Source organism: Acidovorax sp. GW101-11A03 (genome assembly GCF_059424825.1).
Genome location: NZ_JBWKZU010000004.1, coordinates 87354 through 110957 on the forward strand (window position 1 = coordinate 87354; position 23604 = coordinate 110957).

The 23604-nt window shown below is 63.5% G+C and carries 22 protein-coding genes and 1 tRNA gene; 4 read left to right on the forward strand and 19 right to left on the reverse strand.

Features of this window, described 5'->3' with window-relative positions; genetic code table 11:
- Nucleotides 1-103: 103 nt before the first annotated feature.
- From AC07Z7_RS03390 to AC07Z7_RS03425, 8 genes are all read right to left on the reverse strand, one after another.
- Nucleotides 104-1447 (reverse strand): tetratricopeptide repeat protein, encoded by a 1344-nt coding sequence (locus tag AC07Z7_RS03390; RefSeq protein ID WP_494765321.1) that lies wholly within the window; start codon nt 1445-1447, stop codon nt 104-106.
- 23 nt (nt 1448-1470) lie between these two features.
- A complete protein-coding gene (locus tag AC07Z7_RS03395) occupies nt 1471-2079 on the reverse strand; it encodes a hypothetical protein (protein WP_094286690.1) in 609 nt (202 codons plus the stop codon).
- Between the two features lie 123 nt (nt 2080-2202).
- Nucleotides 2203-3606 (reverse strand): amidase, encoded by a 1404-nt coding sequence (locus AC07Z7_RS03400; RefSeq protein ID WP_094286692.1) that lies wholly within the window; start codon nt 3604-3606, stop codon nt 2203-2205.
- A 379-nt stretch (nt 3607-3985) separates the two neighbouring features.
- On the reverse strand, nt 3986-5476 hold the full coding sequence (locus AC07Z7_RS03405; RefSeq protein WP_094286694.1) for an ABC transporter substrate-binding protein: 1491 nt from the start codon (nt 5474-5476) through the stop codon (nt 3986-3988).
- Between the two features lie 105 nt (nt 5477-5581).
- The gene (locus AC07Z7_RS03410) at nt 5582-6454 is read right to left on the reverse strand and encodes an ATP-binding cassette domain-containing protein (protein WP_252659370.1); all 873 of its coding nucleotides are present in this window, start codon (nt 6452-6454) and stop codon (nt 5582-5584) included.
- Nucleotides 6451-7470, reverse strand: coding sequence for an ABC transporter ATP-binding protein (locus tag AC07Z7_RS03415; protein ID WP_252659371.1), 1020 nt, complete (start codon nt 7468-7470; stop codon nt 6451-6453). The genes AC07Z7_RS03410 and AC07Z7_RS03415 overlap by 4 nt, the downstream gene beginning before the upstream one ends.
- Nucleotides 7471-7504: 34 nt before the next feature.
- Nucleotides 7505-8383, reverse strand: coding sequence for an ABC transporter permease (locus AC07Z7_RS03420; RefSeq protein ID WP_094286700.1), 879 nt, complete (start codon nt 8381-8383; stop codon nt 7505-7507).
- Between the two features lie 5 nt (nt 8384-8388).
- Nucleotides 8389-9351: an ABC transporter permease gene (locus AC07Z7_RS03425; protein ID WP_094286702.1), complete on the reverse strand. Its 963-nt coding sequence runs from the start codon at nt 9349-9351 to the stop codon at nt 8389-8391.
- A gap of 204 nt (nt 9352-9555) precedes the next feature.
- Here AC07Z7_RS03425 and AC07Z7_RS03430 point away from each other — a divergent pair, with 204 nt between their 5' ends.
- Nucleotides 9556-9813 carry a YfhL family 4Fe-4S dicluster ferredoxin gene (locus AC07Z7_RS03430; RefSeq protein ID WP_094286704.1) on the forward strand — a complete coding sequence of 86 codons (258 nt, stop codon included), beginning with the start codon at nt 9556-9558 and terminating at the stop codon, nt 9811-9813.
- Nucleotides 9814-9914: 101 nt separating this feature from the next.
- Here AC07Z7_RS03430 and pth read toward each other — a convergent pair whose 3' ends face one another.
- The 7 genes from pth to AC07Z7_RS03465 form a co-directional block, all read right to left on the reverse strand.
- Nucleotides 9915-10523 (reverse strand): aminoacyl-tRNA hydrolase, encoded by a 609-nt coding sequence (pth, locus tag AC07Z7_RS03435; protein ID WP_094286706.1) that lies wholly within the window; start codon nt 10521-10523, stop codon nt 9915-9917.
- Between the two features lie 166 nt (nt 10524-10689).
- A complete protein-coding gene (locus AC07Z7_RS03440; RefSeq protein WP_094286708.1) occupies nt 10690-11325 on the reverse strand; it encodes a 50S ribosomal protein L25/general stress protein Ctc in 636 nt (211 codons plus the stop codon).
- A 161-nt stretch (nt 11326-11486) separates the two neighbouring features.
- Entirely contained in the window at nt 11487-12461 is a 975-nt protein-coding gene (locus tag AC07Z7_RS03445) for a ribose-phosphate pyrophosphokinase (RefSeq protein WP_094286710.1), read from the reverse strand.
- Nucleotides 12462-12509: 48 nt separating this feature from the next.
- A tRNA-Gln gene (locus tag AC07Z7_RS03450) sits at nt 12510-12586 on the reverse strand.
- 30 nt (nt 12587-12616) lie between these two features.
- The gene (ispE, locus tag AC07Z7_RS03455; RefSeq protein WP_494765322.1) at nt 12617-13474 is read right to left on the reverse strand and encodes a 4-(cytidine 5'-diphospho)-2-C-methyl-D-erythritol kinase; all 858 of its coding nucleotides are present in this window, start codon (nt 13472-13474) and stop codon (nt 12617-12619) included.
- 40 nt (nt 13475-13514) lie between these two features.
- Nucleotides 13515-14012 carry a lipoprotein insertase outer membrane protein LolB gene (locus tag AC07Z7_RS03460; RefSeq protein WP_494765323.1) on the reverse strand — a complete coding sequence of 166 codons (498 nt, stop codon included), beginning with the start codon at nt 14010-14012 and terminating at the stop codon, nt 13515-13517.
- Between the two features lie 32 nt (nt 14013-14044).
- Entirely contained in the window at nt 14045-15823 is a 1779-nt protein-coding gene (locus tag AC07Z7_RS03465) for a tetratricopeptide repeat protein (protein WP_494765324.1), read from the reverse strand.
- Between the two features lie 29 nt (nt 15824-15852).
- Between AC07Z7_RS03465 and mutM the strand changes: the two genes are divergently transcribed.
- The 3 genes from mutM (at nt 15853) to mutY (ending at nt 19851) form a co-directional block, all read left to right on the forward strand.
- Nucleotides 15853-16668 carry a bifunctional DNA-formamidopyrimidine glycosylase/DNA-(apurinic or apyrimidinic site) lyase gene (gene mutM / locus AC07Z7_RS03470; RefSeq protein ID WP_494765325.1) on the forward strand — a complete coding sequence of 272 codons (816 nt, stop codon included), beginning with the start codon at nt 15853-15855 and terminating at the stop codon, nt 16666-16668.
- A 151-nt stretch (nt 16669-16819) separates the two neighbouring features.
- A complete protein-coding gene (locus AC07Z7_RS03475; protein ID WP_252659381.1) occupies nt 16820-18781 on the forward strand; it encodes a dynamin family protein in 1962 nt (653 codons plus the stop codon).
- A complete protein-coding gene (gene mutY / locus AC07Z7_RS03480; protein WP_494765326.1) occupies nt 18778-19851 on the forward strand; it encodes an A/G-specific adenine glycosylase in 1074 nt (357 codons plus the stop codon). The genes AC07Z7_RS03475 and mutY overlap by 4 nt, the downstream gene beginning before the upstream one ends.
- Nucleotides 19852-19900: 49 nt before the next feature.
- Here the strand turns inward: mutY and rapZ are convergent, their stop codons facing one another.
- From rapZ to AC07Z7_RS03500, 4 genes are read right to left on the reverse strand one after another with little or no spacing between them, the layout of a single operon-like run.
- On the reverse strand, nt 19901-20764 hold the full coding sequence (gene rapZ, locus AC07Z7_RS03485; RefSeq protein WP_252659383.1) for an RNase adapter RapZ: 864 nt from the start codon (nt 20762-20764) through the stop codon (nt 19901-19903).
- Complete coding sequence (gene recN, locus AC07Z7_RS03490; RefSeq protein ID WP_494765327.1) at nt 20764-22434, reverse strand: DNA repair protein RecN; 1671 nt, start codon at nt 22432-22434, stop codon at nt 20764-20766. The genes rapZ and recN overlap by 1 nt, the downstream gene beginning before the upstream one ends.
- A 2-nt stretch (nt 22435-22436) precedes the next feature.
- Nucleotides 22437-23336, reverse strand: a complete 900-nt coding sequence (locus tag AC07Z7_RS03495; protein ID WP_063462566.1) for an NAD kinase — start codon at nt 23334-23336, stop codon at nt 22437-22439.
- A 15-nt stretch (nt 23337-23351) separates the two neighbouring features.
- Nucleotides 23352-23603, reverse strand: coding sequence for a hypothetical protein (locus AC07Z7_RS03500; protein WP_494765328.1), 252 nt, complete (start codon nt 23601-23603; stop codon nt 23352-23354).
- Between the last annotated feature and the right edge of the window lies 1 nt (nt 23604).

The window sequence follows — 23604 nt, forward strand, 5'->3', positions numbered from 1 at the left end:
GGGTTGACCAGTCTGAGGCTGTATCTGGGTGTGAGAGTCGTTACGCAAATCTAGGTCTGGCCTGCGTTTGCTGTAGAGCGCGTTGGGGACGCGGTTTTGGGATTCAATCCGGCAACCTCAGCGCCGCATTCACAACTTTTGCCTGCCGCGCCAGCCTCACCGACTCCGGCTGCGTATTGACCAACGGCTGTAACACGTTCTGCACCGCCGCCCACTGCCCATTGCGCTGCAGCGCGTCCAGCCAGATCTGGTGGAACAAATCCCGCTGCGCGTGGCTGCCGCCAATCTCCACCAGCCGGGGCAGGGCCACGCCCAGTTTCTCCACCGCTGTGGCCCAGTCGCCCTGCGCATGCGCCAGCAGGCCGTGCGCGGCGGGCACGCAGACCTGTTGCCACACGGTGCGCTCCTGTGCCTCGGTGCGGGTAGCGGCGTGGGCTTCAAGGTTGCGTTTTAGCGTGCTTGCAGCCTCCATGCGCCCGGCGCGGGCCAGGCCGTAGAGGTATTGCAGGTCCAGAAAGGGCAGTACGTGGTCGGCCAGGCGCAGGGCAAGGTGGTCGGCCACGTCGGTCCAGCGCGGGCCCACATCCGCGCCCGCCAGCTCCAGCCGGGCGAGCAGTGACACGGCGTTGATCTGGTCCTGGGTGTATTCCTTGACCACGCCCCACACCTGCTGGTCGTAGAGCGCCAGCACCTCGGCATGCCGGTCCTGCTCCAGCAGGAACAGCGCCTGATGCCACCAGTTGTGCGTGACCATGAAGGAGTTCAGGCCCGTCCAGGTGTCGCTCACGCTGGCCATGAAGTCGTTACCTTCGCGGATGCGGCCCTGGGTCAGCATTACGTGGGCCAGCGCATGGTGGGCCCAGGGTTCCTTGCGGCACAGGGTGATGGCGTGGCGGGCGGATGCTTCGGCGCGGTCGAGCAAATGGCACTGCTCCCAGCCAAAGGCCAGCATGCCGTGCAGGTAGGGCACCTCGGCCGCAGCGGGCAGGGCCTGGAGCGCCAGGCGCAGCATGCCGGGCGAGTCGCCCCGGTTGAACAAATGGTATTGGCCGAGCTTGAGGGAGGCGAGGTCGCGCGGGTGTTGGCGGGCTTGCTCTTCGTGCAGCGCAATGGCGCGGGGCAGGTCGCCGTTGACCCAGGCGGCGACGGCGGCCACAAAGCGTTGTTCGCGCTCGCTGGCCTCTACGGCGTGGGCCAGGGCCTGGTCGATGAAGGGGCGGGCGTTGCGCGGGGCGTCGGCCGACTCGGCAAACATGTGCAGCGCCGCGCAGCTGGCCTGCACGATGGCGCTGGTGTCGGCTGCCGCGTTCAGCACGTTCACCGCGCGGGCTTCGCAGGCGATGAAGCCTTCCACAAAGTCGTTCACGGCGGCGGCGCTGGCCGCGTCGTGCAGCGTGAGGGGATTGCCCAGGCTATCGGTCGTGCGGGTGTGCGTGGTGGATGGCATGGGGCATTGTGGAGGGCGGTGGCTCAGCTGCCTTTGATGAGTGTCAGGTAGGCGTTGCGTGTTTCCGCTGAGACAGAGGCCACGAGCTGTTCATGCGGCGTCTGGTGGCGCGCCAGCATGCGGGCGGTGGCGATGGTCTTGGACTTGCAGAACCAGTGGCAGGTGTGCTGCATGAGGAACAGCTCGGCCGTCATCATGTAGGCGCGGTCTTTGGGCGCCAGGTGGCCGGTGTTCTGCACCACGTGCGCAATGCCGCGCGCATGCACGGCCAGGGCCTTGCGCATGTCGAAGGTGGCGGCAGGCAGCAGCTTTTCGGCAAAGGGCAGGGCAATGGAGAGGCGGCTGACCCGCGCGTCGGCTTCGCTGACTTTGGCGAACTCGGCGGCAAAGCGGCTGAATTGCTCGGCGAGCTGGGATTCGGTGGTGCTCAGCAGGCTCCAGATCTGCTGGCGGCGCTCGTCGGTGCTCTCGCCCAGGGCGCGCAGGTAACCCTCGGTCAGGGCCTCCATGAGCTTTTCGATCTGGTAGTTGGCCAGATGGCTGCCCAGCAGCGCAATGCGCTTGCGCTGCTCCTTGGCGTTGAGCATGTAGGTGCCGGTGGCGATCAGGATCGCCAGGATGAGGATGTCCATGCGGTGGGGTGCTTGTGTGCAGGGGTTGTCGGTCTGTTGCGGTGTTGGCTGCGCCGTGCGCCGCAGGGGCGGTGCGCGGCTGCCAACAAACCCCAAGGTTACCAACAACCTCTGTCCATGCTTTCAGCCCGCCGGTGGCTGGGGCCACGCCCGCTGGGGTTCGCGGATCAGCTCGAAGGCGTGCGCCACCTGCAGCACGCCCAGGTCGTCAAAACGGGCACCTGCAATCTGCAGGCCAATCGGCAGGCCGGTACGGGTGTAGCCGCAGTTGACCGAGGCCGCGGGCTGCTCGGACATGTTGAATGGCACGGTGAAGCCGATGTGCTCCAGCGGCCGCAGCGGGTCGTTGGTGGGCGAGGGCAACTCGGCCTGGAAGGCCACGTTGGGCGCTACCGGCGAGATCACGTAGTCGAACGCACTGCATGCCCTGACGGCAGCCACGCGGGTGACGTGGAACTGCTGGCTGGCGTTGAAGACCTCGGTGCCGCCCATGCCCGCAGCGCTCTCGGCCCAGGCGCGGATGTAGGGCAGCACTTTCGCGCGCCGCTCAGCGGGCAGGGCCTGCAGGTCGATGTGCGAACGCATGCGCCAGAAATGGTCCATGCCGTCGAGCATGGCCTGGGTCATGAACGGTGCCATGGGCACGATGGTGGCGCCAGCGGCTTCCATGAGCTGGGCTGCGCGCTCCACGGCGGCTTTCACTTCGGGCTCCACGGGCAGGCCACAGCCCGCATCCAGCAGCAGACCAATGCGCAGGCCGCGCAGGCGCTCGGCGCCTTTGTTGAACTGGCTCCAGGCGATGTCCTGCGCGGGCAGGCTCATGCTGTCGCGCGCATCGGGCTGGCTCAGCACCTGCATCATCAGCGCGGCGTCGGCCACGGTGCGGGTCATGGGGCCAGCGGCGCGGCCGGTGTAGGGTGGGTCAATAGGGATGCGGCCCAGGCTGGGCTTGAGGCTGAAGATGCCGCACCAGCTGGCGGGCAGGCGCAGCGAGCCGCCGATGTCAGTGCCGATGTGCAGCGGGCCATAGCCAGCGGCGGCCGCAGCGCCACCGCCTGCGCTGGAGCCACCGGGCCCTTTGCTCACATCCCACGGGTTGCGCGACAGCGGGTGGAAGCTGGACAGGCCCGAGGACAACATGCCGTAGTCGGGCATGGTGGTCTTGGCGACGATGACGGCACCCGCCTCGCGCATGCGGGCGGCGGGCGGGGCGTCGGCTGTGGCGGGTACCAGCTCGACAGCGGCCGTGCCCAGCGGCGTGGGGTCACCCTCGGTGGCAATGTTTTCCTTGATGGTGCTGGGCACGCCGTCCAGCAGCCCCTTGGGCTCACCGCGCAGCCAGCGGGCCTCGGACGCGCGGGCCTGCGCGAGCGCAGCGTCGGGACGCAGCAGGTAAGTGGCCTGGATGTGGGGTTCCCAGCGTTCGATGTGCGCCAGCACGGCCTGCGTGACCTCCACGGGGGACAGCGTGCGCTGGCGGTAGGCGGCCAGGAGTTCGTGGGCGGGCAGATCGTGCAGGGCGGTCATGTCGGGAGTTTTACAAGTAAAAAAGGCTGCTACCGCCTATTGGTAAAGCGCTGGCAGCTATTTTTTCAGGAGCAGTCCGCTCCTGCAGGTTTTAGATTGGCTAACAGAACTCTTCTGGCGTTGTTGCCGCGTCTTGTCGTACTACTCGTACTGCCTGCGACGCGGCGCCTAGCCAGAACCGCTTCGCTGAGTTTTGTTAACCGCTCTTAGTGATCCATGGCGCCGCGCGCCACCTGCAGCCCTTGAAACCGGCGCGGCCCAGGCGCGTGCAGCCGCGCAAGGGCCGCCCCGCCGCGCTGGCTGCGTCCCCCTGCCCGCATCGCGTAGCGATGCGAGAGCGGGGGGAAGGCCCGTAGGGCCTCAGGGGGGTGTCCGAATGTCACGACCAGGACAGCGCCGAGATGTCGTTCACGAACACCGGCATGTCTTTCCACAGGCCCTTGAGGTTCTTGTTGGCCACCGTGATCCACTGGTTGGAGTACAAGAAGGCGTGCACCGAGTCCTCGGCCAGCAGGCGCTGTGCATCGCCCAGCAGCTTGGCGCGGTCAGCAGGGCGGGCGGCGTTCTTGATCTGGTTGAACAGGTCGTTGAACTTGGGCGAGTTGTAGGCCCAGTAGTAGTCGGGCTTGGCAAAGTTGCCCAGGTCGAACGGCTCGACATGGCTGATCACGGTCAGGTCGTAGTTCTTGCTGCCGTAGGTGCCGCTGAGCCACTGTGCCCATTCCACGTTCTGGATCTTGGCGATGATGCCGACCTTGGCCAGCTGGGCGGCAATCACCTCGCCACCCTGGCGTGCGTAGGGCGTGGGGGGCAGCGTCATGGTCAGCTCCAGCGGGGTCTTGATGCCCGCCTCGGCCAGCAGTTTCTTGGACTTTTCGATGTCAAACGGGTTGACGCCCGTGGTGTCCACGTAGCCAAAAGCGCCGGGCACATAGTGGCTGCCGATGGGCGCGCCGTAGCCGTCGCCCGCACCTTCGATCACCGCCTTGCGGTCAATGGCGGCGGCAATGGCGCGGCGCACGCGCACATCCTGAAGCGGCTGCTTGCCGTTGTTGATCGCCAGAATGGTCTTGGCACGCGAGCCTGCCACGATCACCTGGTATTTCGGATTGGCCTTGAACTGCGCCACGCTGCGCGGCGTGACGCGGGGGAAGGCGTCCACGTCGCCCGCCAGCAAGGCAGCCACCTGGGCAGCGGGGTCGGAGATGAAGCGGAAGGTGGCGCGCTTGATCTTGATGGCCTTGGCATCGCGGTAGTCGGCCCAGGCCGTGAGCACCACGGACGAGCCCTTGTTCCACGCTTGCAGCTGGTAGGGGCCGGTGCCCACGGGCTTGTTGGCATTGGTGTCGGCGCTCTTGGGCTCCACGATGATGGAGGTGGCCTGGCCCAGCACGAACAGCAGGTCGGGGTCGATCTCCTTGTTGAGCAGCACCACGGTGTAGTCGTCCACCACCTGGGTGGTCAGGCCTGCGAACGTGCGCTTGTCCTTGTTGGTGCTCTTCTCGCCGCCCGCGCGGTCGTACGAGAACTTGACGGCCGCAGCGGTGAAGGGCTCGCCGTTCTGGAACTTCACGCCACGGCGCAGCTTGAAGGTGTAGGTCTTGAGGTCGGGCGAGACCTCCCAGCTTTCGGCCAGCAGGGGCGACACGCTGCCGTCGGGGTTGATCTTGGTGAGCGTCTCGAAGATGTTGTACTGCACGATCTCGGCGATGGCAGAAGCTGCACCGGCGGTGGGGTCCAGGCCTGGGGGCTCCAGCGTCATCGCGAGCGTCACCGCATCTTTGCGGCCCTGCGCCAGGGCGCTGAGCGGGGTGGACAGGGGCACGGCGGCAATCGCGCCAGTGGCAAGGACGGTACGGCGGTTCAGCATGTTCGGACTCTCCAGACAAAAAACCAGACAACAACCATAAAAACCCCGGTGCAATTTGTTACCGGGGAGGAAAAAAGCTTTTTACACCATCACACCTGTATTTGGTTATGCGGTTTTTGCCGTTGCTGCTGCTGCGGCGGCAGCCGCACGGCGCGCCCGTGCGCGGCCCGGCAACACCTGCGGCACGGCACCCACCAGCGACTGTGTGTAGGGGTGCTGCGCGTTGCGGAACAGCTCGCCCGGCGAGCCGCGCTCCACGATGCGCCCCTGGTACAGCACCACCACCTCGTCACACAGGTGGTTGACCACCGCGAGGTCGTGGCTGATGAGCATGTAGGTGATGCCGAACTGCTGCTGCAGGTCCTGCATCAGGTTCAGCACCTGGGCCTGCACCGACACGTCGAGCGCGCTCACGGGCTCGTCGGCCACGATCAGGCGGGGCCGGGTGATGAGGGCCCGTGCGATCGCGATGCGCTGGCGCTGGCCGCCAGAAAATTCGTGCGGGTATTTGCCCAGGTCGTTGGTGCGCAGACCCACCTGCGACAGCACCTGGGCCGCCTGCTCGCGCTGCTCGGCACGCGTGGTCTGGCCTTGCGCCTGCAGCGGTTCGGTCACGATGCGCTCCACGGTCTGGCGCGGGTCCAGCGATCCATAGGGGTCCTGGAACACCATCTGGAAGTCGCGCCGCGCCTGGCGCAGTTGCTCGGCGGGCAACTGGTGCAGGTTGCGGCCCAGCAGCTCCACCGTGCCAGCAGTCGGCGCATCCAGCGCCATCACCAGCCGCGCAAGCGTGGACTTGCCCGAGCCCGATTCGCCCACCACACCCAGACTGCGGCCAGCGGCGATGGAAAAGCTCACGCCATTGAGGGCCTGCACCGTGCCCGGCGGGCGAAACAGATGCTCGCGGGGCAGTGTGTATTCGCGCACCAGGTCGGTCACCTGGAGCAGAGGGCCGGCCTGATGTTGGTTGTCGCTCATGCTGCCACCTCCACACTGCGGGCTTCGGCAATGGCTTCGCGGCGCAGGCAGCGCACAGCGTGGTCACCGTCAGCATCGGTGGCCACAACCGTGACGGGGGGCGGCTCGTGGTGGCAGGCGTCGATGGTGTAGCTGCAGCGGCCTGCAAAGGGGCAGCCTGCGGGCAGATCCACCAGTTCAGGCACGGTGCCTGGGATGGTGGACAGCCGGGGGCGCTGGCCGGGCGCATGCACGGCACCCAGGTGGGGGCGCGCCGCAAACAGGCCCCGGGTGTAGGGGTGCGCCATGGCCGAGAAAACGGATGCGGTGGAGCCGCTCTCCACCACGCTGCCGCCGTACATCACCATCATGCGGTCCACGTTCTGCGAGATCACGCCCAGGTCGTGCGAGATCAGGATCATGGCCATGTTGCGTTCGGCCACCAGGTCGCTGATGAGGTCCAGGATCTGCTGCTGGATGGTCACATCCAGCGCCGTGGTGGGCTCGTCGGCAATCAGCAGGTCGGGCCCGCAGGCCAGCGCCATCGCAATGGTGATGCGCTGGCGCTGCCCGCCGGAAAACTGGTGCGGATAGGCATCGATGCGCTGCGCCGCGTTGGGGATGCCCACGCGGTCCAGCAGTGCAATGGCCTCCTTGCGGGCGCTGGCCGCGTCCATGCCCCGGTGCAGGCGCAGGGGCTCTGCCACCTGGCGGCCAATGGTGTGCACGGGGTTCAGGGCCGTCATGGGCTCCTGGAACACCATGCCAATGCGGTTGCCGCGCAACTGGCACATCTGCGCATCGGTGCGGCCCACCAGCTCTTGGCCGTCAAAGCGGATGCTGCCGGTGACCTGTGCACTCTCGGGCAGCAGGCCCATGAGCGACATGGCGGTGATGGATTTGCCGCAGCCCGATTCGCCGATCAGGCCCAGGGTTTCACCGCGGGCCAGCGAAAAGCTCACGCCGCGCACGGCGTCGGCGGGGCCCCGGTGCGTCTGCAGGCGGATGCGGAGGTTGGAGACTTCTAACAGGGACATCGTGGAGTGCGGGTGGTCTTCGGTGCGGGGGCTGTCAGCGCTTGCGAGAGAGGCGGGGGTCGAGCAAATCACGCAGGCCGTCGCCCAGCAGGTTCAGCCCCAGCACGGCCAGCGCAATCGCCACGCCCGGCCACACGGCCAGCAGCGGGGCCTGGAACATCAAGGTCTGGGCCTCGCTGAGCATGCGGCCCCAGGAGGGCTGGGGCGGCTGTGTGCCCAGGCCCAGGTACGACAGGGCGGCCTCGGCCAGGATGGCCAGCGCGAACTGGATGGTCGTCTGCACAATGAGCACCGACAGGATGTTGGGCAGCACATGCTCCAGCGTGATGCGCCAGGTGCCTTTGCCACAAGCCCGCGCGGCCAGGATGTACTCACGTGCCCACACGGCGTTGGCCGAGGCGCGGGTGACACGCGCAAACGTCGGGATATAGAAGATGCCGATGGCGATGATCGAATTGACGATGCCTGCGCCAAACACCGCCGTCATCATGATGGCCAGCAGCAGCGCGGGGAAGGCAAACGTGAAGTCCGCCAGCCGCATGATGATTTCTTCCACCCAGCCGCGCTTGGCCGCCGCCAGCAAGCCCAGCGCCGTGCCGATGGTGAGGCCGATGCCCACTGCGATCACGCCCACCAGGATGGAGTTGCGCGCACCGACCATCAGCAGCGAGGCCACATCGCGCCCGAACGCATCCGTGCCCAGCCAGTGCTTGCCGGAAGGGCCGCTCAGCTTGTTCGCCAGATCCATGTCGTAGGGGGACCAAGGCGTCCAGACCAGCGACAGGGCAGCGGTGGCCACCAGCAGCAGCGACAGCACGGCACCAATGACAAAGCTGCGGTGGCGCAGCGCGCGGTACAGCCAACTCGGTGCCGAGGTGGTTGCAGGGGAAGGGGAGGAAATAGCGGCGCTCATGGGGATCAGATGTCGGATGCCTTCACGCGGGGGTCGATCACGGCGTACAACACGTCCACCACGAAGTTCACGATGATGACCATGGCGGCGAGCAACATCACGCAGTTGCGCACCACGATCAGGTCGCGGTTGGAAATCGACTGGAAGATCAAACGGCCCAGGCCGGGCAGGTAGAACACGTTCTCCACCACGATGGTGCCCGCCAGCAGGGAGGCAAACTGCAGCCCCATCACGGTGACCACCGGGATCATCGCGTTGCGCAGCACATGGCCCCAGAGCGCTGCGCGCTGCGTCAGGCCCTTGGCGCGGGCCGTGCGCACAAAGTCTTCACGCAGCACCTCCAGCACGGCCGAGCGGGTGATGCGCGCCAGGATGGCAGCCTGCACCACGGCCAGCGCAATGGCGGGCAGCAGCAGGGCCTTGAGGGCTTCGAGCGGGCTGCCTCCGGCGTCTTCCGTCCAGCCCGGAAAGCCGCCGGCCGAGAACCACTGCAGCTTCACCGAGAACAGCAGGATCAGCAGGATGGCGAACCAGAAGTTGGGGATGGCAATGCCGATCTGGGCCAGGCCCATCACGCCCACGTCGCCCACCTTGTTGTGGCGTGCCGCGGCGTACACACCAGCGGCCAGGGCCAGCACCGTGGTGATCACCATGGCCATCAAGGCCAGCGGCACGGTGAGCGCCAGGCGCTCCAGCACAAGGTCCAGCACGGGCGAGCTGTAGGCGTAGCTGTCGCCCATGTTGCCCACCACCAGGCCACTGACCCATTGCCAGTAGCGCAGGCTGGCGGGCTGGTCCAGCCCCAGCTTGCTGGCCAGCGCAGCCACGGCATCGGGCGAGGCGTCGGGGCCCATGAGCATCTGCGCGGCGTTGCCCGGCAGGATCTCCAGCACCAGGAACACAACAATGGATGCGCCAATCAGCGTGGCCAGGAGGGTGGCAAACCGTTTGAGGAAAAACAGACCCATGGAGCAGGCGGTGGAGGAGGGTGATACGCGAGCGCGTAAAAATTAATGTGTATACACAGCATAACGGTAAAAACGTCCCCGTCAGCGGTGGTGGGTTGCAGTGTGGCACGCAAGGCACATGCCACCGCGCGGGATAATACGGAGCATGAACCGCGCCGTGTACCCCATTGCCCTTGTGTCTGGCCCCGCGCCCAGGGAGGCCGTATGGCGCTGATGATCACCGACGAGTGCATCAACTGCGATGTGTGCGAGCCTGAATGCCCCAACCAGGCGATCTACCTGGGGCAGGAGATCTACGAGATTGACCCGAACAAGTGCACGGAATGTGTGGGGCATTTCGACGAGCCCCAGTGTGTGCAGGTCTGCCCCGTGGCCTGCATCCCCGTGAACCCGCAGCATGTGGAAAACCGCGAGACGCTGTGGCAGAAGTTCCAGCGCCTGCAGGCGTCGGCTGCAGGCTGATTCTCAAGGTTTTTTGGCCGCTACCGCGCGACCATCAATCGCTTTAAGCTATCAAAAATATAGTGATTGGCAGTTGAGCCAGTCGCTGCCTTGGTCGCTGATCAGTCTTCCACCGGGCGCACAGGCTTGGGGCGGGGTGGCTTGGTGGTGTGGATCAGCAGGGTGGCCTTGTCCATCTCGCCTGCCAGCATGGCGGGGTAGGCCTTGAGCGAATGGCTGATGCAGTCCTCGATCAGTGTGCGCTGGTCGGGCGACGGCTTCTTCAGCACCCAGTTGGCGACTTCGCTCTTCACGCCGGGGTGGCCGATGCCGATGCGCAGGCGCCAGTAGTCGGGCGAGCCCAGCTGGCCGTGGATGTCGCGCAGTCCGTTGTGCCCCGCGTGGCTGCCGCCGCGCTTGAGCTTGACCTGGCCGGGGGGGATGTCCAGCTCATCGTGCACCACCAGAATTTCCTCGGGCTGGATCTTGAAGAACCGCGCGAGCGAGGCCACGGATTTGCCCGAGAGGTTCATGAAGGTCTGAGGCTGCAGCAACCATACGGTCTGGCCATGCACCGTGGTGCGTGCCACCAGCCCGTGGTAGCTGCGCTCGGGCACCAGCGTGGCCTTGAGTTCGCGCGCCAGGGCGTCAATCCACCAGAATCCGGCGTTGTGGCGGGTCGCTTCGTAGTCGGGCCCCGGGTTTCCAAGGCCTACAAACAGCTTGATCATGGGCGGGATTATCCGTGTGCGAATAGTGGCGGAGAGGCGGGGGTATGCGGGTGCTGCGCGGTGGCTGAAAAACAAACGGCCCACCGAGGTGGGCCGTTGGTCAGGCCGGATCCGCCGAGACGGGGCCTGGATGGAAAAGCAAGTGGATCAGCGAGGGGCTGATTGATTACTTCTTGCCCTTGCCCTTGCCCTTGGCGTCGGCAGCAGGTGCTGCGTCAGCAGGGGTTTCGACGATCACGGCGGGAGGCACAACCGACACCAGAACGGGGTTGTTGTTCTGGCCACCGCGGATCTTGGCCGTCACGCCCTTGGGCAGCTTGACGTCCTTCAGGTGCAGGGAGGCACCCTTTTCCAGCTTGGACAGGTCCACAGCGATGAATTCGGGCAGGTCCGAAGGCATGCAGGTCACGTCCAGTTCGTTCACGATCGGGTTGACCATGCACTTGTCCACCTTGACGGCGTTGGACTCTTCAGCACCGCTGTAGTGCAGTGGCACCTTCAAGTGCAGCTTGGTCTTGTCGTCCACGCGCTGGAAGTCGATGTGCAGCACCAGTTGCTTGTAGGGGTGGTATTGCACGTCGCGCAGCACGACCTTGGAGGTGGCGCCCGCCACTTCCATGTCCAGCACGCTGGAGTGGAAAGCTTCCTTCTTGAGGGCGTGCCACAGGGCGTTGTGGTCGATCTCGATCAGTTGGGGTTCGGTGGTGCCACCGTACACGATGCCAGGCGTCTTGCCCGAGTTGCGCAGACGGCGGCTCGCACCCGTACCCTGCTTGGCGCGCTCAAAAGCGACGAAGTTCATAGTTAGCTCCTGGAAAGAGGCGACCGCGACCAGTCATCCTCTGTTTTAAAAAGGCTTGCAGCATCATCGCCGCCCGCCCACTGGTTGTTCCCAAACAGACAACAAGCCTCCCGCAGGAGGCTTGTGTGCAACCGCTGTGCATCGCTCCCGGCGGGAGCGGGTCAGAACAGGTTGTCTTGGTCCGAGAACAGGCTCATCACCGACTCACCCTTGGCAATGCGCTGAATCGTCTCGGCGATCAGCGGGGCCACGGAGAGCTGGCGAATCTTGGTGCATCCCTTGGCGTTGTCGCTCAGGGGGATGGTGTTGGTCACGACCACTTCATCCAGGGCTGTGCCCTTGGCGATGCGTTCAATGGCGGGACCCGAGAAAATGGGGTGCGTGCAATACGCGTACACGCTCTTGGCGCCGCGCTCTTTCAGCACTTCGGCGGCCTTCACCAGCGTACCGGCGGTGTCGATCATGTCGTCCATGATCACGCAGTTGCGGCCTTCGATTTCGCCGATCACGTGCATGACTTCCGACACGTTGGCCTTGGGGCGGCGCTTGTCGATGATGGCCAGATCGCAGCCCAGCTGCTTGGCCAGGGCACGGGCACGCACCACGCCGCCCACGTCGGGCGAGACAACGATCAGGTCCTCGTAGTTCTTCTGGCGCAGATCGCCCAGCAGAACCGGAGAGGCATAGATGTTGTCCACGGGGATGTCGAAGAAACCCTGGATCTGGTCAGCATGCAGGTCCATGGTCAGCACGCGCGCCACACCCACGGCCTGCAGCATGTTGGCCACGACCTTGGCGGTGATGGGCACGCGTGTGGAGCGAGGGCGGCGGTCCTGGCGGGCGTAGCCGAAGTAGGGGATCACGGCGCTGATACGCTCAGCCGATGCACGCTTGAGCGCATCGACCATGATCAGCAGTTCCATCAGGTTTTCGTTGGTGGGTGCGCAGGTGGACTGCACAACGAAAACATCGCGGGCACGTACGTTTTGCTTGATTTCGACGGTGACTTCACCATCAGAGAAGCGACCCACGTCGGCTGCACCCAGGGTGGTGCCGAGGTGCTGGGCAATTTCAGCTGCCATGCCAGGATTGGCATTGCCAGTGAAAACCATGAAGTCGGGGTGATTGGCTTGCATGAGAGTCCCAGCAATCTGAAAAAAAAGCCCGTACGCGAGAAGATTATTTGGCAGGGGAAGAAGGATTCGAACCTTCGCATGCCGGAATCAAAATCCGGTGCCTTAACCAGCTTGGCGACTCCCCTACACAGGTCAACTGCTGAAAGCAGCCAACCTTAATTCTCGTCTGACGCCCACCCTGCCAGAGGATGAATCATCAGGTTTTCACATGCTTTGACTTGCCAGCCTTCGGGGGCGTTGTTCAAGTCCACTTCATGTGACATTCGCGCAAACACTGCACTTCCAGAGCCTGTCATTCTAGCCTGTAATCCTCGGTCCTGAAGCCATTCGATGGCTTGCGTGACTTCTGGGCAGATGGCCTGAGCAACTGGCTGCAAGTCGTTTCGACCAAAGTCAAAGTGTTCTGCAGCAAAGCCTAAGATTGTAGCACTATCTGAATCGCGTTTCAAATTCGGTGACGAAAAAATTAATTTTGTCTCCAAACCTGCTGCGGGCTTCACGATGGCAAAGCGCGCTTGCGGCAGTTGGTGTGCTTTCTCAAGCGGCGTGATTGTCTCACCAATTCCTTCTACCCAAGCGTTGTTGCCGCGTAAAAAAAAGGGAATGTCTGCACCGAGCTGCAAGCCGATCGTTTCCAGTGCGCTGCGTGGCAGGTCGAGACCCCACAGGCGGTTCAAGGCGAGCAGCGCTGTCGCTGCGTCGGACGAGCCTCCACCCATGCCGGCTTGAGCGGGAATGCGCTTGAGAACGCCGATGTGAGCGCCCAGCGTGCAGCCCGTAGCGGCTTTTAGTGCATATGCCGCGCGCAGTGTCAGGTCCATCTCGGGCAATGGGGCACCCAGGTCTTCCCTGGAGATGCTGCCATCGGCGCGTCGTTCGAAATGCAGGGTGTCGCACCAGTCCACCAGCATGAAGACTGACTGGAGCAGGTGGTAGCCGTCGGCGCGTCGCCCGGTGATGTGCAGAAACAGATTGAGCTTGGCCGGAGCCGGCACGTCGTACAGCGCTTGCATCGCAGAATGGGAAAGGGTGGCGTAGGCTGAGGGCGATCCCTCAGCGGGTCAGCACAATGCGCAAGATGGCTTGTGGGGTGGGGTGTTCGCGTCGCGCGGTGAGGCGACCGTCCGGCATGCCAGACAGATCGGCCTGCCAGCCGGGGGCCGTGGCCTGGATGCCGTTGAGCCAGCTGAAAAGGGCTGCAATCGGGATGCGCGTGCCTGTCACATCCAGAAGCAGCGTCTCCAGCGAGTCCGAAGTCCGTGTCTCTGGCCCGCTCTGCAGCGATGCCTGGCCATCTTTCCACTCCAGTTGGGCAATGCGATTTCCGAACGGGCTCAAAAGTACCAAGCCGCCGCTCTCAGGGTTCCCCTGCAGTTCAAACGTGGCGGAGAAGGACTGCGCAGCCTGTCCATCGACCTGCAGGGCAATCCGCCCGCGCCAACTGTCTTCTTCTTGGGATGCCCTTGAGACTGGTTGTGCACAACCAGCGAGCCACAGCGCACAGCAGATGATCCACGACACCACCCAGCCGTGGTGAGGGGCAGCGCTCAACTCCAGGCGATGCCCTCTGCTGCGGGTGTGCATCAAAGCCCCGCCCCTAGCCGCTTGAGTGTTTCTTTGAGTGTGTCGTTGTCAGGGCTGATGCGCTGCCCTTCTTTCCAGACTCGTGTGGCGCCTTCCTTGTCGCCCAGGCTCCATAGCACTTCGCCCAGGTGGGCTGCAATTTCGACATCGGGGCGGGCCTTGTACGCAGTTTCCAGAAGGCGCTTTGCATCGGCCTTGTTGCCCAGGCGGAATTCCACCCAGCCAAGGCTGTCCATGATGAAAGGATCATTCGGCGCAAATTCCAGCGCTTTCAAGATCAACTGTTTGGCCTCGGCCAAACGAAGCCCTCGGTCTGCAAGCGAATAGCCGAGCGCGTTGTAAGCGTGGTGGTACTGCGGCTGGCGGGCGATCACCTGACGCAGCAACTGCTCCATGGTGTCCGGGTTGCCCATTTTTTCGGCCAGCATTGCCTGGTCATAGACCAGTTCGGCGTCGTCTGGGGCCAGTGCCACCATCTCCACCTGCACTTGGTAGGCTTCTTTGTACAGGCGCTGCTCGCGTAGCAGTTGCACTTCAGCTGCCAGCTTCATGCGCTGGTTTTCGGCCGAGGATCCTGGCAGATTGCGCAGCAGCGCCCGTGCCTGTGCGAGTTTGCCTTGCCGTGCCAGCAGTGAGGCCCGGCGCATCTGGGCGCCAAACACTTCCTCTGCGTTGTCAATGCGAGCCAGCCAGGCTTCGGCGGCCGCGAAGTCTTTCTTATTCTCCGCAATTTGTGCATAGAGCAAGTAGGCCTGGGTCAGGCTTTTTTGTCGCACTTCTGCATCAGAGGCGGCAGAAGCCAGGTCGATGAAGCGCTGCAGGGATCCTTCAGCGGCGGGCAGGCGGTTGTCCTGAAACTGCAGTGTGGCGACCACGAGCCAGGCCTCCGCCAGATCGGGCTTCTCCTTGGTCACGGCCTCCAGCTGGCGGCTGGCATCGGGATAGCGCTGCAGGCCCAGCAGTACGCGTGCGTAGGCCATCCGCAGGTCGGGCACGGGTTGTTTGGCCAGCGCCTGAATCACGATGGGTTCGGCTTCTGGGACGCTGTCATCCAAGAGTTCCAGTGCCAGCCGTGCTGCGTCCTCACTTGCGTTGTCCAGATCCTGCGCCTTGCGCGCTGCATTCAGTGCGCCGCTCTTGTCGCCAGCGGCCAAGCGCAGCCGCCCGAGTGCAACCCAGGCTGCAGGACCTGTGGCGGGGTTGGTCAGCTCGTCTACAAGGGCCTGTTCGACGACCTTGGCTGCGAGCGCTTTGTCGCTGGCGCGTCCATACATTTGGGGCAGCGCAGACAGCGAGGCCGCCTTGGCGCGAGGTGGTGACTGTGCGAGTTCCTGCCGCAACAGGTCCGGGGTTTCTCCAATGCGGTTGAGTGCCACCAGGATTTGCAGCACATAGCGGTTGGCCTCGCGGGACTGGGGCAGGGCCTCTTTCCATGCTCTGGCTGCAGCCAGAGCGTATTCGCCCGAGCGGGCTTGCAGGGCAATGTCCGCCGCCCGTTGGTAAAGCTGGCCGTCGGCACTGCGGCGCGCGGCTTCGAGCATGAACGCGTAGCCAGCGCCAGGGTCACCTGTGCGAGCGCTGACTTCGCCCAGAAAAATTTCGTAGAACAGCTCAGCGTCCAGGGCCGGGTTGGATGTGGCCGGTGGTCCACCGGTGGTGGCGCGATTGTCACTGCGGGGTTGCTGAGCCCACGCGGATTGGGCGGCAACCGCCACTGCGGCAGCGAATGCGGCGGTTCGAAAGCTGTGAAAGAGCACCATCGGGCCATAATAATCCATGCCTGTGAAGCCGTTGCCCGGCCTTTTGTATGCCTGAGTTGCCCGAAGTGGAAGTGACCCGCCGCAGCTTTGCTGAAGCGATTGCGGGGGCCAAAATTCAAGCCGTGGTTCTGGGTAAGCCACTTCGCTGGCCCCTGGGCTGTGATCCCCTGTCGTTGGTGGGTCAACAGGTCGTGGAGCTGCGCCGGCGGGGCAAGTACCTGCTGGCAGATATCAGCGGGGGGCTTTTGCTGATTCACCTGGGCATGTCGGGCAGTCTGCGCTTTGCGTATGGGTTGCCAGCCGCCGGGCCACATGATCATTTTGATCTGGTGACAGACAAGGGAACCCTGCGACTGCATGACCCGCGCCGGTTTGGAGCGGTCGTGTTTGCTGCAGATGAACAAGCACCTGTGGCGGTGAAGCTGCTCGGCGCCCTGGGTATGGAGCCTTTGTCGGACGCGTTCTCTTTGCCAGATTTCCAGGCAGGTCTGAAAAAAAGCCGCATGCCCATCAAGCAGTTGCTGCTGGCTGGCCATCTAGTGGTGGGGGTCGGCAATATCTACGCCTCCGAAGTGCTGTTCATGGCGGGCATCCGGCCCACGGCGGCGTCCTCTCGCATCGGAGCCGGGCGGGTGCGCCGTCTGTACGAAGCCATTCGTGTGGTGCTGGCGCGTGCCGTGGATATGGGTGGGAGTACCTTGCGCGATTTTTCGAACGCGGAGGGCATGGCGGGGCACTTTCAGACCACTGCCAGCGTGTATGGGCGTGAAGGTGCCCCTTGTCACGCCTGTGGCACGGCGATACGGCTTTTACGCCAGGGGCAGAGGAGCAGCTACTTCTGTCCCCGGTGCCAGCGGCCCTAGGAAAGCGTTGCACAGCATTGGTGGGGTCGAGGTGCCTCTGTGGAGGCCCTGATAAGCACCAGTGTCCGGGCTTGCAACAGCCTGCGCGTGGTCGATGCTATATTTTGTGTATGTCTACCTTGTAGGCCATTCATAGATCTGTGGGAGCAAAGTGGGACCTTCATTCAACGAACAGTTCGACCAGCATGGCGCCTGGCGGCGAGAGTTCGCCCAGCAGCTCAAGCGGCTGGCCGAGTGGATGTCCTCGCATGACCTGATGGATGCCGCCGTGCAGGAGCGACTGCATCGCCTGGAGGAGCAGGTCCGAAGCGACAAAGTCATGGTGGCCTTTGTGGCTGAGTTTTCGCGTGGCAAATCGGAACTGATCAACGCGATCTTCTTTGCCGACTATGGGCGCCGCATCATGCCTGCGAGCGCAGGCCGCACCACCATGTGCCCCACAGAGTTGGGTTATGACGCCACTGTGGCACCCAGCCTCCGGCTGCTTCCTATCGAAACCCGCCTGCAGATGCAAGGTCTGGCGGAATGGCGGCTCAAAACCGAACGCTGGACAGAAATTCCCCTGGATGTTGGCAATGCGGACCAGATCGCCAAGGCCCTGGAGAAAGTGGCTGAGGTGCGCAAGGTCAGTCTGGACAATGCCCGTGCGCTGGGTTTCTGGCACGATGAACTGACCGATGAGAACCCCGTGCCCGATGCCCAGGGCTTGGTGGAAGTGCCCATGTGGAGGCACGCCATCATCAATATTCCCCACCCGCTGCTCAAGCAGGGGCTGGTGATTCTGGACACTCCCGGCCTGAACGCCGTGGGCGCAGAGCCGGAGTTGACCGTCAACCTGATCCCGCAGGCGCATGCGGTGGTTTTCATTCTGAGTGCCGATACTGGCGTCACCCGCTCGGATCTGTCCATCTGGCGTGAGCATCTTGCGATATCGCCCGACAGCATGGATGCACGGCTCGTCGTGCTGAACAAGATCGACACGCTGTGGGATACGCTCAACAGCGCCGAGCAGGTGCAGTCCCAGATGGAGCGCCAGTGCAGAACATCGGCGGAGATGCTGGGGGTGCCGCTGGAACGGGTGGTCCCCGTATCAGCCCAGAAGGGGTTGGTTGCCAAGATCACGGCGGATGATGTCTTGCTCGAAACCAGTGGTTTGCCTGTTCTGGAAGAGGCCCTGGCCAAAGGCATCATGGGTCGGCGCAGATCTATCTTGCGGGCAGCAGTTTCCGCAGGGGTGGCCAGCCTGCGCACAGAGACCGGGCGGGTTATCAACATTCGCCGCCGTGACCTGGATGACCAGATGGCCGAATTGCGCAGCCTGCGGGGCAAGAACGCCTCGGTGATCGAATCCATGCGCCACCGCATCGAGCAGGAGCAGCGTGAATTTGATTTGAGCACCGCCAAGATCCAGGCGGTGCGTGCCGTGCACCTCAAGCTCTTGCGGGATGTGTTTCAGCAATTGGGCGCCAAAGCGCTCAAGGCGGAGTTGTCGGAGTTGGCGCAAACGCTGCAGCAAAAAGGCCTCAAGCTGGGCGTCAAGAAAATCTATGTTCAGACCTTCGACAAACTGCGTGGAACGCTGGACAAGGCGCAGGCCTCAGGCACAGAAATCCAGGCGATGTTGGGCGGTACATTCCGGCAGCTCAATGCCGAATTCGGTTTTTCGCTTCAGGTGCCCACGCCCCCCCAACTGGAGCACTTCACGCACGACCTGAATCAGATCGAACAAAGCCATTTGCAGTACCTTGGGGTGGGCAATGCGCTGAAACTGGCGCAGCCGGAGTTTGCCGAGCGGCTGGTACGGGCCTTGGCCATGCGGTTGCGCACGGTGTATGAGTCAGCTGCCAACGATCTGGAACTGTGGAGCAAGTCGGCAACAGCCCAACTGGATGCGCAGTTGCGCGAGCGCCGCCGCAGCTTTGCACGTCGTATCGAGGCGGTGGATCGCATACAGCAAGCTGCCAGCGGGCTCGTGGAGCGCATTTCGGAAATTGAGGCGGGTGAAGAGGCGCTGGGCTCGTTGGAGCGCAGGCTGCAGGAGCTAACTTCTCAGCTGATTGCTTTGCCGGGCCTGGAGCCCGCAGCTTCCGACGCGTATCTTGTGTCGGCATGAGTGCGCCCGCAGAGGGCACGCGCGTCGCCGAACGCGTGGTGGCATGGCAGGCCACCCATGGCCGCAACCACCTGCCTTGGCAGCAGACCCGAGACCCGTATCGCGTATGGCTGTCAGAGATCATGCTGCAGCAAACCCAGGTCAGCACCGTGCTGGATTACTACGCACGGTTCCTGGCGCGCTTCCCGGATGTCAGCGCCTTGGCCAACGCGCCCCAGGATGAGGTGATGGGGCTTTGGAGTGGTTTGGGCTATTACAGCCGGGCGCGCAACCTGCACCGTTGCGCGCAGCAGGTTGTGGCTGACCACGGGGGAATGTTTCCTCGCACTGCGGAGGTCTTGGCGACCCTGCCAGGCATTGGCCGATCCACGGCGGGAGCCATTGCGGCATTCTGTTTCTCGGAGCGTGTGCCGATACTGGATGCCAACGTGCGGCGGGTGCTGACGCGCTTGCTGGGCTTTGACAAGGACATGGCGTCTGCCGCTAACGAACGCCTGCTGTGGGGGATGGCGGAGTCGTTGCTACCCACCCAAGACCTCGTCCGAGCAATGCCCCGATACACCCAGGGGCTCATGGACCTGGGGGCCTCGATTTGTACCCCACGCGCTCCCCGTTGTCCCGACTGTCCCTTGATGGCGTCTTGCAAGGCGTTGGCAGATGGTGACCCCGAGCGCTATCCCGTCCGGACGCGCAAGCTGGTCCGCAGATCCGAGTCGTGGCAGTTGGCAATCCTTCGTGATGGCCATGGTCGCACTTGGCTGCAGCGGCGCCCGCCAACGGGCATTTGGGCAGGCATGCATTGTGTGCCTGTCTTTCCGGGCGAAGCTGAGTGTGCTGCTTTTTTCCAGAGCCTTGGCGACCCGTCACGTTACTTGCGGGAAGATCTGTCTTCCTTTTTGCATGTGCTCACGCACAGGGACCTGCATCTCCATCCGATACTGATCAGCGGGGACTTTGCGGTGGATGCCCTGGGGGATGGAGAGTGGCTCGGGCCGGACCAATGGCAGTCTGTGGGTTTGCCTGCCCCTATCCGCAAACTGCTGGATGCGACCCAAGCCCGGTTGTGGTGAGAGGTGGTGGGGCCGGAGGCTGATCCGCAGCCCGATCTCAGCTCGATGGTCAGCGACCGTCGAGTTCCCGGTGGCGTTTCAACGCCGTCCAGCGGTCGCTGAAGGCCTCGGCAAGCCGTTCCACCAGATAGACCGAGCGGTGTTGCCCGCCAGTGCAGCCAATGGCGACCGTCACATAGCTGCGGTGGTTCCTGTCGAGCATGTCCAGCCAATGCGCCAAAAACTGCTCTATGTGGGCGCGCATGAGGCTGACGTCGGGCTGCAGGCGCAGGAAGTCCGCAACCGGTTGGTCCAGCCCCGTCAGATCGCGCAGTGTCGGCTCGTAGTGGGGGTTGGGTAACATCCGCACGTCGAAGACGTAGTCTGCATCCATGGGGATGCCGCGTTTAAATGCGAAGGACTGAAACACCAGAGTCAATTGCCCCTGCGCAGTAGACATCAGGCTCTTGACATAACTTTGCAGTTGCGACGCCCTTATCGTGCTGGTGTCGATGACGTGCGACTGCTCACGCAAGTCCGCCAGCAGTTCGCGCTCCAGTTCGATGATCTGCACCAGGGCCCGTCGTCCCTGCTGGAGGTCGTCATGGGAGAGGGGGTGGCGGCGGCGCGTTTCGGAGAACCTCCGCACCAAGGTGTCGATGGTGGCATCCAGAAAGATCGATTGCACGGCCACGCCCAGGCTGCGCAGGCGATTCAGCTCCTGGGGGACCTGGTGCAGCGAGGTTGCGCTGCGCACGTCCATGGCGATGGCTACGCGGTTCCCGTGGTGGCGATGCTCCAGCGCAACGAAGGCGGGCAGCAGCTCGGGTGGGAGGTTGTCTACGCAGTAGTACCCGGCGTCTTCCAGCGCGTGCAGGGCTACGGACTTCCCGGAGCCCGACATCCCAGTGATCAGGACAATTTCAAGTGCCATCAGCTATTCACTGCCAGGGTTGTGGTCACATGGCCCAGCATCTCTCGGGCGTGAGCCAAGGTAGTGTCCGTTGAACGCTCGCCGCCCAGCATGCGCGCAATCTCGGCAACACGTTGATCTTCTTGAACGGCCAGCACCATGCTGGTGGTACCTGCTGGACTCTTGCGCTTGGCCACCTTGAGATGGTGGTGCGCGCAGGCCGCGACCTGGGGCAGATGGGTCACCGCCAGGACCTGGCGGTCCCGGCCCAGTTGCTGCATCAACCGGCCCACGGTTTCTGCAACGGCGCCGCCCACGCCAGAATCCACCTCGTCAAAGATGAGGGTGGGCGCCATGCCCAGCTCGCTCGTGGTGACAGAGATGGCAAGGGAGATGCGTGACAGCTCGCCGCCAGAGGCAACCTTGCCAATCGGTTTGGGGCTCATGCCCGGATGGCCAGCTACCAGAAAGACCACATCATCCATTCCATGGGCTGCGGGTTCCTCGGCACGGGTCAGGGACGCTTCGAATCGTCCGCCCTCCATGCCCAGTCCTTGCATGGCCTGGGTAATGGCCGTCGATAGCTTGGGTGCTGCCTTGGCGCGTGCCTGCGATAGCGTTCTGGCAGCCGTCTGGTAAGCCTTGGCACTGGCCGCCTCGGCGGCTTGCAGTTGATCCAGGTCGGTGGCGGCGTCCAGTTGGCGCAGCTCGGCCTTCCAGTCCTGCAGCAGCGCAGGCAAATCCCCGGGGGCCCGCTTGTATCTGCGGGCGAGGGTCATCCACTGCGACATGCGTGCATCCAGTTCGGCCAGGCGCTGTGGATCAATGTCGGCATGCCGCAGGTACGAATGCAGTGAATGGACTACGTCGTTGGCTTGTGCAAGGCTCGATGCCAGGATATCGGCCAAACTGGCAAATTCGGGTTCGATGTGCTCCTGGGTTTGCAGAAGCAAGTGGGCCTTCGTCAGGGCGCTGAGTGCGCCGGCGTCATCTGCTTGGAGGGTTTGGATAGCTCCGTCGGCTGCATCCAGAAGCGCTTGTGCATGCGACAGCCTTTTGTGTTGCGCATCCAGCTCATCCCATTCATCGGTGGCGGGGGCCAGCTTTTCCAATTCACTGATTTGCCATTGCAGGCGTTCACGCTCCTGCTGCAAGGTAGCCTGGGCCTGGCGCGCCTGCTGCAGGGCTTTCTGGTCCGCGCGCCACTGCGACCAACGGAGTTGGGTGTCGGCCGTGCTGGTGCCCGCAAACGCATCCAGCAATCCGCGCACTGATTCAGGGCGCGTAAGGCTCTGCCAGGCGTGTTGTCCATGGATGTCGAGCAGCATGTCTCCCAGTGCGCGCAACTGTGCTGCCGTGGCGGGGGTTCCATTGATCCAAGCGCGGCTTTTTCCCTGGACATCCACTGTGCGCCGCAGCAAAAGCATGTCGTCAGAATCAAACCCGGCTTCTTCCAGCCATGGCCGAACATGCTTTGGGCAATCGAATTCTGCGCAGATGTCTGTGCGGGCGCAGCCCTCGCGCACAACCCCGGCATCCGATCGTGCACCCAGGGCCAGTTGCAAAGCATCGATCAGAATGGACTTGCCCGCCCCGGTTTCGCCAGTCAGCACAGTGAAGCCGGGCTGGAGTTCAAGTTCCAGCGTCTGGACAATCACAAAATCACGCAGTGTGATCCGCCGGAGTGCCATGGTCAGGAGCCTCCTTCATTCCAGCGCAGCTTCTTGCGCAGCGTTGCAAAATAATTCCAGCCTTGGGGATGCAGGAACCGCACACAGTGCTCTGACCGTTTGACAAGGATGCGGTCGCCGTGGAGCAGGGAGGCCAATGATTGCATGTCAAAGTTGGCGCTGACATCGCGTCCGCTCACCACCTCCACGGCCACCTCCGTGGCGTCAGACAAAACAATGGGGCGGTTGGACAAGGTGTGCGGTGCAATGGGCACCAGCACCCAGCCTGGGATGGATGGGTGCAGCATCGGCCCGCCTGCTGACAGCGAGTAGGCCGTCGAGCCGGTAGGCGAGGCGATGATGAGCCCGTCGGCGCGCTGGTTTGCCACCAGCCGCCCACCCACCTCCACCCGCAATTCCACCATGCCAGAGGTGGCGCCGCGGTTCACGACCACATCGTTCATGGCAAGGGCTTCAAACACTATTCGCTCATCGCGCACCACAGTGGCATGCATCAGGGGGCGGAGATCCTCTTCGTATGCACCCTTGAGCATGGGTGAGAGGGTTGCCTGGTAAGTGTCAAAGGGGATGTCGGTGATAAACCCCAGCCGCCCCTGGTTGATCCCGATCAGCGGCGTACCAAACCGTGCGAGCCTGCGGCCGATGCCCAGCATCGTGCCGTCCCCGCCCACTACCAAGCCCAAGTCGCACCGGGCCCCGATCTCGTCTACATTCAGCGAGGGGTAGTCATGCGTCAGCCCCGCATTGCTGGCGGTCTCCGCTTCCAGCGCCACTTCACAGCCCTGGCGTTCAAGAAAGTGGGCGATGTCTTCCAAAGCCTGGCGAGAGCTGTCGCCTGTGGAGCCCGCAGATGAAGCTTGGTACTTGCCTATGAGTGCGACATGGCGGAAATTGGACGTCATCGCGAAATTACATCATTAAACAGATGTGAGCTTTGCGACGCGCTTCAACATCCGCGTCTTGCATGCGCTTTCTCGCTCTGATTCCAGCGCTGCAACCACTATCCACGTCTTCACGTCCTGGCCGAGTTCTTCCGCCAGCGCTCCTGCAATTGCTGGGCTCAAGTGACCGCGCGTCTTAGCCGTGTGCAAAGCACTCCGCGACAGCTTCAACTTATCTGTCCAGTAAGGGGCGGGCTGCGCAGAAAGCGCGGCGTCTAGCAGATTCATC

What these genes read in the sequence shown, in the direction of transcription:
- mutY (WP_494765326.1), top strand. Translation starts at nt 18,778, where the DNA reads ATGAGTGCGCCCGCAGAGGGCACGCGCGTCGCCGAACGCGTGGTGGCA.
- AC07Z7_RS03410 (WP_252659370.1), bottom strand. Translation starts at nt 6,454, where the DNA reads ATGAGCGACAACCAACATCAGGCCGGCCCTCTGCTCCAGGTGACCGAC.
- AC07Z7_RS03440 (WP_094286708.1), bottom strand. Translation starts at nt 11,325, where the DNA reads ATGAACTTCGTCGCTTTTGAGCGCGCCAAGCAGGGTACGGGTGCGAGC.
- AC07Z7_RS03425 (WP_094286702.1), bottom strand. Translation starts at nt 9,351, where the DNA reads ATGGGTCTGTTTTTCCTCAAACGGTTTGCCACCCTCCTGGCCACGCTG.
- AC07Z7_RS03495 (WP_063462566.1), bottom strand. Translation starts at nt 23,336, where the DNA reads ATGACGTCCAATTTCCGCCATGTCGCACTCATAGGCAAGTACCAAGCT.
- AC07Z7_RS03465 (WP_494765324.1), bottom strand. Translation starts at nt 15,823, where the DNA reads ATGGATTATTATGGCCCGATGGTGCTCTTTCACAGCTTTCGAACCGCC.
- AC07Z7_RS03395 (WP_094286690.1), bottom strand. Translation starts at nt 2,079, where the DNA reads ATGGACATCCTCATCCTGGCGATCCTGATCGCCACCGGCACCTACATG.
- AC07Z7_RS03500 (WP_494765328.1), bottom strand. Translation starts at nt 23,603, where the DNA reads ATGAATCTGCTAGACGCCGCGCTTTCTGCGCAGCCCGCCCCTTACTGG.
- AC07Z7_RS03415 (WP_252659371.1), bottom strand. Translation starts at nt 7,470, where the DNA reads ATGTCCCTGTTAGAAGTCTCCAACCTCCGCATCCGCCTGCAGACGCAC.
- AC07Z7_RS03430 (WP_094286704.1), top strand. Translation starts at nt 9,556, where the DNA reads ATGGCGCTGATGATCACCGACGAGTGCATCAACTGCGATGTGTGCGAG.
- ispE (WP_494765322.1), bottom strand. Translation starts at nt 13,474, where the DNA reads ATGCAAGCGCTGTACGACGTGCCGGCTCCGGCCAAGCTCAATCTGTTT.
- AC07Z7_RS03400 (WP_094286692.1), bottom strand. Translation starts at nt 3,606, where the DNA reads ATGACCGCCCTGCACGATCTGCCCGCCCACGAACTCCTGGCCGCCTAC.
- AC07Z7_RS03420 (WP_094286700.1), bottom strand. Translation starts at nt 8,383, where the DNA reads ATGAGCGCCGCTATTTCCTCCCCTTCCCCTGCAACCACCTCGGCACCG.
- recN (WP_494765327.1), bottom strand. Translation starts at nt 22,434, where the DNA reads ATGGCACTCCGGCGGATCACACTGCGTGATTTTGTGATTGTCCAGACG.
- AC07Z7_RS03390 (WP_494765321.1), bottom strand. Translation starts at nt 1,447, where the DNA reads ATGCCATCCACCACGCACACCCGCACGACCGATAGCCTGGGCAATCCC.
- AC07Z7_RS03405 (WP_094286694.1), bottom strand. Translation starts at nt 5,476, where the DNA reads ATGCTGAACCGCCGTACCGTCCTTGCCACTGGCGCGATTGCCGCCGTG.
- pth (WP_094286706.1), bottom strand. Translation starts at nt 10,523, where the DNA reads ATGATCAAGCTGTTTGTAGGCCTTGGAAACCCGGGGCCCGACTACGAA.
- mutM (WP_494765325.1), top strand. Translation starts at nt 15,853, where the DNA reads ATGCCTGAGTTGCCCGAAGTGGAAGTGACCCGCCGCAGCTTTGCTGAA.
- AC07Z7_RS03445 (WP_094286710.1), bottom strand. Translation starts at nt 12,461, where the DNA reads ATGCAAGCCAATCACCCCGACTTCATGGTTTTCACTGGCAATGCCAAT.
- rapZ (WP_252659383.1), bottom strand. Translation starts at nt 20,764, where the DNA reads ATGGCACTTGAAATTGTCCTGATCACTGGGATGTCGGGCTCCGGGAAG.